The sequence below is a fragment of the Streptomyces sp. NPDC048278 genome (assembly GCF_040652195.1).
In the GTDB taxonomy this organism is placed as follows: domain Bacteria; phylum Actinomycetota; class Actinomycetes; order Streptomycetales; family Streptomycetaceae; genus Streptomyces.
Genome location: NZ_JBEZLP010000056.1, coordinates 38,063 through 48,528, shown reverse-complemented (window position 1 = coordinate 48,528; position 10,466 = coordinate 38,063). Strand labels below are relative to the sequence as shown.

The following is a 10,466-nucleotide window of genomic DNA, read 5'->3' as shown; positions in this document are numbered from 1 at the left end:
CCGCCCGCACCTCATCCATCACCGGCCCCAGATCAGCAACCACCCCCCGCACCCGCGACGCAAAATCACGATGCGCCCGCCCCAGAGCCCACAACCTGTCCTCATCAGCCTTCGGCCAGTCCCCACCCGCCAGCTTCGCCACCCACTGCAACCCCGACGGCAACATGATGCTCACGCGCCCGGATCACCCACCCACGAGGAAGAGGCCATATCCGGAACATATGTCTCTTCAGTAACCACCCAGCGAGAGGATGGCCAATGCCCGGTGAACTGACCGGGACGCCGGGGGATCACACCGTGCGGCCCTGCCGTGGGCGGCCGGGCAGCCGCGCCCGTTCAGCCGCGCCGTGACCGCAACGCGCTCGCCGCGAGAATCCGTGCCACCGGAGCGGACGAGCTGAGGAACAGCACGTCGCATCCTCGCGGCAACCGGGCCAGGAGTTCGGGCACCGGCATCACCCGGTGTGCGGGCAACCGGTCCTTCTCCAGCCCCGGCGAGGTGGAGAAGACCGGTACCACCGGCGTTCCGTCAGGTGCCTCGGTCACCGCAGGCCGCCCGTCGTCGCCGACGCACACGGCCAGCTCGGCCTCCGCGACGGCCGCGACGAGCGACTCCTCCGTGCCGTAGCCGGTGGCGGCCAGCTGAACGGCGGCGTCAGCGGGACCGACCGGGCGGGCCCACCCCAGCGCGTCGGGTGAGGGGCGGTACTCGCTGTTCCTCTCCCACTCGACGATCTCGCCGTGTTCGTCGCTGCGCCAACGACCCAGCACGGCCCAGGAAGGCGGGGCCTCGTCGTCGGAGCCGCGCCAGTGCCGGTCGATGACGGACAGCCAGTGGTTCGGGGCCACGGAGGCGGCCGCGACGAAGTCGTCCGGTGGTGTCCGGAACCCCGGCTCACCTCTCAGAGCCCCGGAAGGGCCACCGTCGGCGCCGACGGCGCCGACGTCACCGGTGCCGTCAGGGCCGGATGTCGTACTGCTCACGGGGCGTCCCCCAGGTCCGCGTCGTCGCCGGGCCTGCTGTCCGGCCGTCGGCGGGTGTTGAGCCAGACACCCGGCATCGAGGTGTCCGGATCCGGCAGGGTGCCGATGTCCAGCGGATCGGCGGGGTCGTCCGGCGTCGGACGGCCGAAGGATCCGCTGTAGCTGAAGCCGGGCCGGCCGGTACGGTCCGAGTACGCCTGCGGCAGTCGGCGTCCCGGTGCCCCGAGACCGGATACCAGGTAGACGACCGGGATCCCGAGACGGAGTCCGCGCAGCAACGGGCTGAGCTGCAGCAGCGCCAGGAACTCCCGGTCCCGCACGGGAACGGCACCGAGTCGGGGGAGGTGCAGCACCAGCCCGCCGGCCGGATCCGTGTCGGTCCACACGATGTGGTACTCGAGGGGTTTTCCTTCCTCCTTCCAGGGCGCGGCAACCGTCTGCTGACGGCCGTCGGCCCCGATGACGTGGACGTGCTCCGCGTCCACTCCGCCCGGTGCCGGCCTGCCGCTCCAGTTGACCCCCTGGGTGCGGCCGTTCCGCCTGAGGAGGGCCGGTGGCAGATACGCCCCGTTCCCCACCAGGTGGAAGGCGCCCAGTACGTCGCGGTCAGCGGTGTCCAGTCCCTCCGTGTCCGCCATGGCGACCAGGAACCCCAGCGTCTGACGCCTCGACGGATCCCACGGGTCGGTGTCGCGCATGTGGAGCACCGCACGGCCCAGCGTCTCGAGTTCCGCGGGAGACTTCCCGGCGAGCGTCCGGGCCGTCCGCGCCAGGGCCCAGAGCACCCGCGCCCTGTCCTGGTCCCGCACCGGGGCACCAGGAGGGAGCCTCAGCACCGACCGGACCGTGGCCGCGCCCTTGGCCACCTCCCGGAGAGCGAGGTTCAGATCCGCGTCCTGGACCATTCTGCCGAGCCAGTCGTCCGGTTGCCGCCGGATCCGCTGCCAGGCGGCGCCCAGCACCCGCGCGTACGCGGCCTTGTCAGGGGTTCCCTCGGTGAACCGCTGGGCGAAGAACGTCCACATGTCCAACCGGAACGGTGTGAAGCGTCCCAGTGCCGGGTCGTTCGCCCGCAGTCTTTCCAGCGCGCCGATGGATTCCCAGGCCTGTGCGTATGCCCCGCCGGGCACACCGCGGGTGTCCTCGATCTCGTTGCCGAACACCGCCCGCAGCGCCCGCACCAGCCTGCGTGTCACCCACCGGAGTTCCCTCGGCGAGAGACCGGCCACCGTGTCCAGGGCCGCCGCCCCTGCCAGGGCGTCCAACTCCTCATCCAGAGGCTCCGGGTAGAAGGTCACCATACGACCCTCCACGCCATGTTGCGGGCTCGTCATGGCACGCTCGAAGAGCTCGAAGCGCACGAAACCCTTCATGCCGGTCGGCGCTTTGAACTCCCTCCTGCTCACGTTCGCGACGTGCTGGGACAGCGGCACGTCTTCCAGCGGGTCGTCCACGTGCGGTGGGGGTCCGGCGGCAAAGTCCTCCTGGCTTCGGGAGCCAGACGTCGCGGACCAGCACACCGTCAGCATTCCCTTGTACTCGGGCGGCAGTTCGGTCAGCTCACGCAGCCCGCCGATGTACCTTCCACCGTCCTCGGCACTCAGCGACACCGTCTTTCCACGGACGACCAGTCCCAGCCTGCCCGGCTGTCCGTGGGCGGCGAAGTGGTAGACCATGGGGTCAGGCGTCTGCGTCGGCTCCACCCGAGTCGCCTGCACAGTGTCGCCGTCCCACACCGTGTGGATGAGCGAGCCCGGTTCCAGGTAATCCCTGAAGCCCTTCTCCTTCCTCCGGAAGCCGTCGTCAGCCGCTATCGAGATGCGGCCCAGCCGTTGATGGTTCTTGGCCACCAGTGGCCCGGTGTCCACGTCACTGTCCCGGAACCGCGTACCGTCCAGCGCCGTCCACCGACGGTCCAGGAACGGCATCGGCTCGTCCAACGGGTCGAAGGACACCCAGTCGCCGTACGCCAGATTGGGATCGGTGTCGATCAGGGCCGGGAAATGCTCGTCCACGTCCACGTCCCTGACCAGGTCGCCCTCCCGGCTGGGAGCCCAGACCCGGCGCCTGAGCCGGCTCGCCAGCGTGCGCAGCAGATCGAGGTAGCGGTCTCCGGCGAACGGCACGGCCAGTACCAGCGGTATGTCCCGCGGCAGCCCGTCCAGTTCCGGCGCCAGCTTCTCGGCCAGCGCGTCGGCGTCCAGTCGGTCGCCGTCCAGCGGGCGCACGCCGGTGTGGTCGCCCCGCGACCGCAGGACGTACGCCGCATCGCCCCACGGTGCGTCGTATTCGCCGACCAGCGTCAACATCCCGTCGCGCCGCTCATAGAGCCGCACCCGCCCGACCCGTACCACTCGCACGGCCTCGCCCGTCCAGTTGCGGCCGCTCGCCGCTCCCGAGACATCCGCCATCGCGGTGCGCGGTGAAAGGAGCGGGTCTTCCCCTGAAGGGACCGAACCCGCCGACTGCGCCGACCGCCGGGTGTCCTGGGGGACGGAACTCGCGGTCCGCCGGTCGTCCGGGCTCGGTCGCTCCGCCGTACCAGGGCCCGCGAACATGTCCGCCGCCACGCCGGACTCCTGCCCCGCCTCCTGCCCCGCGCCGGGTGGCACCGTGGCGACCTGGCCGTCGGCGGTGCGGTGCGCCGGTCCGGGGTGGCTCTGCGCGTCAGGCCCGGTCACGGATTTCCGGGACATCGGGGCCCGCCCCTGGGGAACCACGGAGACGAAACCGGTACCGCTGCCGTCCGGCCGCTCGTGCGGGCGGACCCGGACCGGGTCGTCGTCTCGTGAGGTGGCGGCGGGCAGGGGCGTGGGGCCCGGGCTCCGGGTCGCCGTCTCGGCGGCGGTCGGGGCGGAATCGGCCTGGATGACCGCCCGCAGCGCGTCGAGGGCGGTTTCCGGCGGCGGCTGCGGCACTTCGTCGGCCTGGAGGAAGTCGTACGGGCGTCCCGCGCTGTCCGTATTCTCCCGATACGCCGTGATCTGCAGATCCGTTGCCCTCGCGTACCAGATCCGGGGGGTCGGCCGCGCGGGGAATTCGCCGGCCGAGGAGAGCGGCACCGCGACGACGACGCGGCGTGCCCCGTCCGGCACGGCGGCCAGCGCCACCGCCGGGTTGAGTTCCACCGTCGCGCCCTGCGGGAGGTGCAGCCGGGTCAGACCGGCCACGTCCGTGCCCGCGGGTACGGAGAAGGCGTGGAAGACCGGACGGTTGACCGCCCGCAGCAGCGCCCTGCCCTCGGCCGCGAGCCCCAGGTGCAACGGGATCTCCTCGTACAGTGCGCGGGCCAGTTCGTCGGCCAGGCCGTGCATCTCCTCGCGGACGCGGTCCTGAGCGCCGCGCCCGGCGGGGGCCGCGGCCCGCCGGGCGAGCTCCCGGAACGACGGGTGATTGCGCAGCAGCAGGGGGAGTCGCGTGCCGCCGTCGTCCATCGCCTTGTCGATCGTCTCCGCGACCAGTTCCGCCAGCCGGGCCCTGCCCTCGTCGGCGGGCAGCCGGTCCGCCCCGGACTCCAGCAGCGTGCGGTCGGCGTCGTGGCCGTACACGTACAAGGCGGTGGTATGGGCCTTGTCGAGCCCGGCCACCGGCGCGACCTCGCGGCCCGCGACACCCTCCAGCCATGCCGCCGTCCTGGAGTACAGCTGCCAGTGCGGCGGGCGCAGGCGGTCGGCGAGCGGACCGGGGACCGTACCGTCCAGAGGGGCGAACACGGTGTGGGCCAGGCCGTACACGTGCAGGGCGTCACCGGCCAGCGCTGCCCGCAGGGCGGCCTCGTTGCCGCTCATCCGGCTGGTGAGCAGATCGTCGAAGAGCGCGGCCAGCGGATTCCCGTGGGACAGCGACCAGCCGAACACCGCCTTGACGAACGACGGGAAGCGGTCGCTGGGCAGGCCCAGCGACCGGTACAGCCAGTAGAACGCCCGGGTGCTGCGCTGCGCGCCCAGCCGCACGCCGATACCCCGGTCGCGGAAGAGCTGCAGATGCGAGGGAACGTCGGTCGCGAGCACGGTCTCCGCATGCGGATGCTCGGCCGGCACGGCATCCGCGTACACGGACATCAGCTGGTCGAACGTCACTTCGGGCCGCGCGGGATCGACGGGTCCGGTGTACTTGCCGGCCGCGACGAGCGCCGTCACCGCCTGCCGTGCGACGCTTCGTGCGGACGGATCGCCCGACAGCCGGGCGCCGAGCGCGGCCTCGTGACCGCGGACCGTCGCGCCCCAGTCAGGGAGGTCGTAGACCCGGCGGTAGCGCCCTGCCTGACCTGCGAAATACGGCTCGCCGGTGGGTACCGCGGCCACCGGGAGCGGGTTCCTCGGCCGGAACCGCCGGATCGAGGGATCGTCTTCCGCACCCCAGGGAGCCAGCATGCTGACCCGCTCGCGGCCGCTGCCTCCGGTTGCCATCACGGTGTTGCCCGCATAGGTGATCCGCTTCTCGCCGTGCTGGTCCGCGGAGAGCTGCGCCACGGGCGCGGCACCGGGGCGCTTGCTGCCCGCGAGGCACACCCACAGCAGGAACGGTGTGTCGGGGGTGACGCGCATGCGTTCCAGCAACCGCGCCGCGTTGCCGCCCCCCTGGCTCCCGCTCACGAACTTCTTGCCGGCCGGTCCCACCATTTGGTACGAGTGCTGAAGGCCGTGGGAGGAGCCCACGACGAACGCGGGCGGGCCGTCCTGCGGCAGCGTCCCGGCGGCCAGCGGCCAGGGCTGCGACGGACCCTCCACCCCCTTGTCCCTGACGACGTACTCCGTCACCCCCGGGAAGTCCGCGAGCGCGCGCCGGATGAGGGGCGTCTCCCGCGAGGTGTCGCTGGAGAAACCGACCCAGGTGCCCTTCGGTGTCCTGACGTGCCGGACCAGGATGCTGTTCTGCCACGGGATCGCGGAGAGCGGCTGCGGTGCCTCGACGGCGACGAGGTGCCTGTACCGCAGGCCCGTACGCCCGTCCAGCCCGGAGCCCGCCCGCGCGGTGAGCTCCAGCGAGACCGGGACCGGGATCCGCGCCGGGTGCTGTGCGGGCGACCGGGAGAAGATGGCGAGCTTGCGCCAGGACAGCGGCCGTACCACCTCGAGGAGGATCGGCGGGCCGTCCGCCGACCGGGCGTTGCGTGTCAGGGATTGCAGATGGCCGAAGTAGGGCGCGGGCGGCCCGGAATGAGCCGGCCTCCTGGTGAGGGACAACGGCCGCATCAGATCCACGAGACCCGGTCGGGGCATGGTCGGCTGGAGCGTGCGGGCCAGTTGCCGCAGGCTGCCGAAGGCGACGTCCCGGTCCGTCGTGGCCGGGCGGGAAGGGTCGAGCCGCAGTCCGGTGCCTTGGGCGGACCCTGCTGTCAGGTCCTGGACCAGCGGATCAGCGGGGTGCAGCCAGTAGTACACCGAACCGCTGTCCGCTTCCTCGGCCTGCAGCAGATCCACCGCTTCCTCGGCCATCGAGGCATGGCGGCGCACCTCGGCCAGCAGCCGTTCGTCCGCCTGTGCGGCGAAGGCGTCGACCACTTCCCGCCTGCGGGACTCGGCGCCGGCTGCGGAGCGCTCCGCGAGAGCGCCGACGGCCGGGGCGCGCAGCATCAGCAACGGCCACTGCGACCGGTCGCCGAGGGCGGCCTGTCCGCCGACCTCGCGTATCCGGTCCCGCAGCCGCTCCAGCGCCTCCGGGCCGCCGCCGGTGATCCGCGGATCGAAGAACCTGGAGTCGGGACCACTGGCCAGGGTGAGCGCCAGCACATGTCCTTCGCCCAGCGTGGTCAGGGCGTTGAGGGCACCCGGGTTGGTGCGCATCAGGTCCCGCCACGCCTCCCGGCGCTGCTGCCACAGGTCCGCCTCGGCCCCGGTCGCCGCGTGATGGGCGAGCCCTCGCGTGACCAGACCGAGCGGGCTGGTCCACTCCCCCTGACCGGTGATGTCCGCCGCCAGCAGGTGCCGTGTCCGCTCCGCGTACAGCACGACATGCGGTGGCTGGGCCAGCATCCGCGGCAGGTCGACGTCGTCGGCGAGCCCGGCGGCCCGCAGCCGGCCCAGCGGGTCGAGCTGGCCGTGGACATAGCCGTGCACCCGCGGCAGATCCGTCAGCCACGGATCGGGTTCGACCTCCTGGTCCCACACCCCCGCCTGGTGCGACGCCTCCAGGAACCACTCCCACGGCAGCGCGCCGTCCGCCGACAGGTACCGGCCGGCCAGAGCGTCCCGGAACAGCAGCGCATCGCCGTCCGGATGCGCGTGCCGGAAGATCCGGAGCAGATGCCCGATCCGCTCGGCCTGCCGGAGCTGGCCGCCCGTCAGGTCTCCGGGCTCGCGGTATCCGCGCTGCCCCGCGTCCCGGGCTGCCGCCCCCGAACGTACGTCCACGGCCGCGGGGAGAGCCGCGTGCTGTACGTACAGCGGAGCGATCCGCTCCAGCGTCGCCATCAGTTCGTCGAACGGTGGCGGGTTCTGCCGGTCGAACAGCCTGCCCATCGCCGCACCGACGTCGACTCCCGCCAGACCGCGCACGTCGAACAGCGCCCGGTAGAACGCGACCCGGTGCGGGCTGCCGGTCCCGAAGGGCCGCGGATTCCGCACGATCTGTTCGATCAGGGACTGAGCGGCGTCGCGCGCCTTCGGGTCGGCCGCCAGTACCCGCGCGGCGGTTCTGCCGTACGCCGCCGAAAGCTCCTGGTACCGGGTGCGCAGGGGGCCGGCGAAGAAGTCGGGGTACCGCGGCTCGTGCGCCCCGGCCACGTCTCCGCTGCCCTGCTCGGCCACGGCAGGCGGCGTGCCGGGGCGGATGACGGCAGACGGTGCCCGGACCGTCGTGGGTACCGGCTGCGCCGCGGCCGACGCGGGGTCAGCGACCGGCGACACCGGATACGTTGCCGGTGGGGGCATGCGGAGAACCCACTCCGGGTCGGACCTGTCCGCCTGCGACCCGTTTCGGGCAGCGGGGGTCGAGTCGCCTCGCACGAGGGCGTCATCGGGCGGCGACTGCCCCGGCCCGTTGTCGGAGGCCGGACCGTCCGCCCGATCCAGGATCCGCCGACCGTGCTGCCCGGGTTCCGGTTCTTCGGGGCCGACGTCGAATTCGTCGTCCGAGAAGTCGTCCGCTCCACGGTCGTCCCTCGTCATGGGGCGAATGGTGCGGTCGGAGTCGTCCGACCCCACGTCCGACAGGGAGTCGTCGGACCCGTCGTCGGACCCGTCGTCGGAGACCAGACTCGGAACACGCACGGTGTCCGAGTCCGAAGCGTCATCCGCCAGCTCCCGGAGCGGGCCCCCCTCCTCCAGGTACTCGTGGCCGTAGGTCTCGAACAGCGTCTCCCGGGTGCGCCGGTCGACGACGTGCCCGAAGGGGTGCTCGATCCGCCGCTGGAACTCCGCCTCCGCCTCGGCGGCCTCGTCGTCGTCACGGCCGGATGCCACGAGACTCCGGGCCTCGGCGTCAGGAGTGGTCACCGGTGCCCGGTTGAAGAACTGCCGGCCTGGATACGCGTGCGTGCCGCCGCGCCCGGCCGGCGCGGGCCGCCGCGGGTACCGCACCACCGTGCCGTCGGGATGCCGGACCGTCCAGGACGTGCCCGGAGCCAGGTGGTACAGCCCCGGTCCGCCGTCCGGACCGGGCGTCACCGCCACACCCCCCACAGGCCCGCTGAAGTAGTGGTAGGTGACCCGCTCCCCCGGCACGAGGGGCAGCGCGGCGATGCTGTCGTCGTTCAGTTCCCGTTCCGGCGCGCAGAACAGCATCACCACATCGGTGACATCGCTCGCGACGCGTCGCGCGACATCCCGCGCGGCCCGGCCGCGATCCCGGAGCGTGGCACCGTGACCCGCGGCGAAGTAGGCCCGGCTGCCGTCGGCGATCGGGGCCTCGAACACCTGGTGGCTGCCGTCGGCCTGCCACGCCACCACTCGCCGGATCTCCGGCAGCCTCTGGTAGGTCGGCACCCGCAGCCGCAGCCCGGTGCCCTCGAAGTACAGCTCGGCGAACGTCCGGCCGTCCGCCGTCCGCAGACGGATGGGCTCAGGCGCCCCGACCCGCCGGCCGGGAGCAGCCCCGGCCGCCTCGGCCCAGTTGAAGTGCTCCTGTCCCGGATAAGCCATCCGGGGTGTGGGCGCAGTGGTCCGGTCGGCGACGGGACCCACGGACAGCCGGCTGTGGTGGCGGGGGACGAGGGCTTCGCGGTGCGCCGCCAGTCCCAGCCGGCCCCCCAGCCGTTGTGCGGCCTGGCTGAGCACGGTCGGCAGCGCCAGGTGAAGCGGTATGTGCGGTCGGCCGGCCGCGGCGAACTGCCGAGTGATGATGTCGAGCAGACCTCCCCAGGTCAGCGGTGGGTGGTCGCCCTCCTCGCCGCGCCACTGCTCCAGTGCCGCGAAACCGCGCAGCAACGCCAGGAACGCCTCACTGCTGTCTTCCAGATACGGTCCGTAGACCAGCCGGAGCGCCCGCACCCACAGCAGGACCTCGCCGGCCCGCTCCTTGTCGCCGGTCACCTCCGCCGCCAGGCGGTGCCGTTCCGCGAGCGTCGGCTCGGGCCGGAAACCCGCCCACCAGTCGCCCTCGGCCAACCGGAACCGCGCGCCGAGACCTCGGGACGGATCGGCAGCGGCGATGACCGGCTCACGCCCACTGGCGGTGGCCCATACCCACGCGTCCCGGTTGCCGGCCAGCGCCTGCCCCGGCAACGGCGTCTCCAGCGGGTCGCGGGACGGTTCACCCGCGACATCCGCACCGGTGACGACCAGCGCGGTATGCGCGGGCAACGCGGCCTGGTTCGGATCAGCGGCGAACAGAAAGTCGACGACCCCGGGGTAATCGATCGCCTTGACGGTTCCGTCCAGCAACGCGAACGCGGCATTGTCGGCATCGCCGCGGAGGCCCAGCAGATACGCCTTCCCGAACGGCAACGCCGCAGCGACGGTCTCGGCCACCACCTGCCCCCGGCCGTCCAGCCGCACCTGCGTGTACCCCTGCACCTCGGGCAACAGGTGATAGGTCTCCGCCCGTCCGGCCAGGTCGTCGGCCGGACGCACGGAGAAGCCCACCGGCTTGCCCGCCGAATCCAGATGCCGCACCTGGTGCACCTGCTCCACCGGCACCAGGGTCCCGTCCACGGCTGCAATCTGCGGCCGCCAGTTCTCCGCCGCGAAGTTGTCCGCCGGGGCCTGCGACAGCATCGGAAGAACCCGCGATGCCGCTTCGGCCAACTCCGACAACCGCTGCCGCTCGGACGGAGGCTGCCTGCGGGCGTGGTCCGCCGCCTCGGCCACCACCGTCTGGAGCTTCTGGTGGATCCCGTCGGGAAGCGGTATGCCCACCGCGTAGCCGCCCACCGCCGTGGCCATGTCCTGGAGTTCAGGCAGTTGCGCCATGAGCGTCAGACCCTTGAGTCCGTCCGCACGCACCGCCAGGAAGGGAGCGATCGCCTGCACCGCGGGGTGGTCCATGATGCGCCTGATGGACTCGCGCAGAACGTCCGGGAGAAGCGGCGCAGCGTACTTCAC

Annotated in this window: 2 protein-coding genes (1 of these 2 cut by a window edge); both read right to left on the bottom strand. The window is 72.4% G+C overall.

What is annotated here, in order from left to right; genetic code table 11:
• Positions 1 to 336 precede the first annotated feature (336 nt).
• Positions 337 to 984: a type VII secretion system-associated protein gene (locus AB0D74_RS47655; RefSeq protein ID WP_362601907.1), complete on the bottom strand. Its 648-nt coding sequence runs from the start codon at positions 982 to 984 to the stop codon at positions 337 to 339.
• A protein-coding gene (locus AB0D74_RS47650) for a hypothetical protein (RefSeq protein ID WP_362601904.1) crosses the window boundary here: on the bottom strand, positions 981 to 10,466 show its 3' portion. Its footprint extends 36,963 nt past the window's final position; the window shows 9,486 of its 46,449 coding nt (coding positions 36,964-46,449); its start codon lies off the right edge, out of view — the gene reads right to left on this strand; it ends in the stop codon at positions 981 to 983. Before AB0D74_RS47650 ends, AB0D74_RS47655 begins: the two co-directional genes overlap by 4 nt.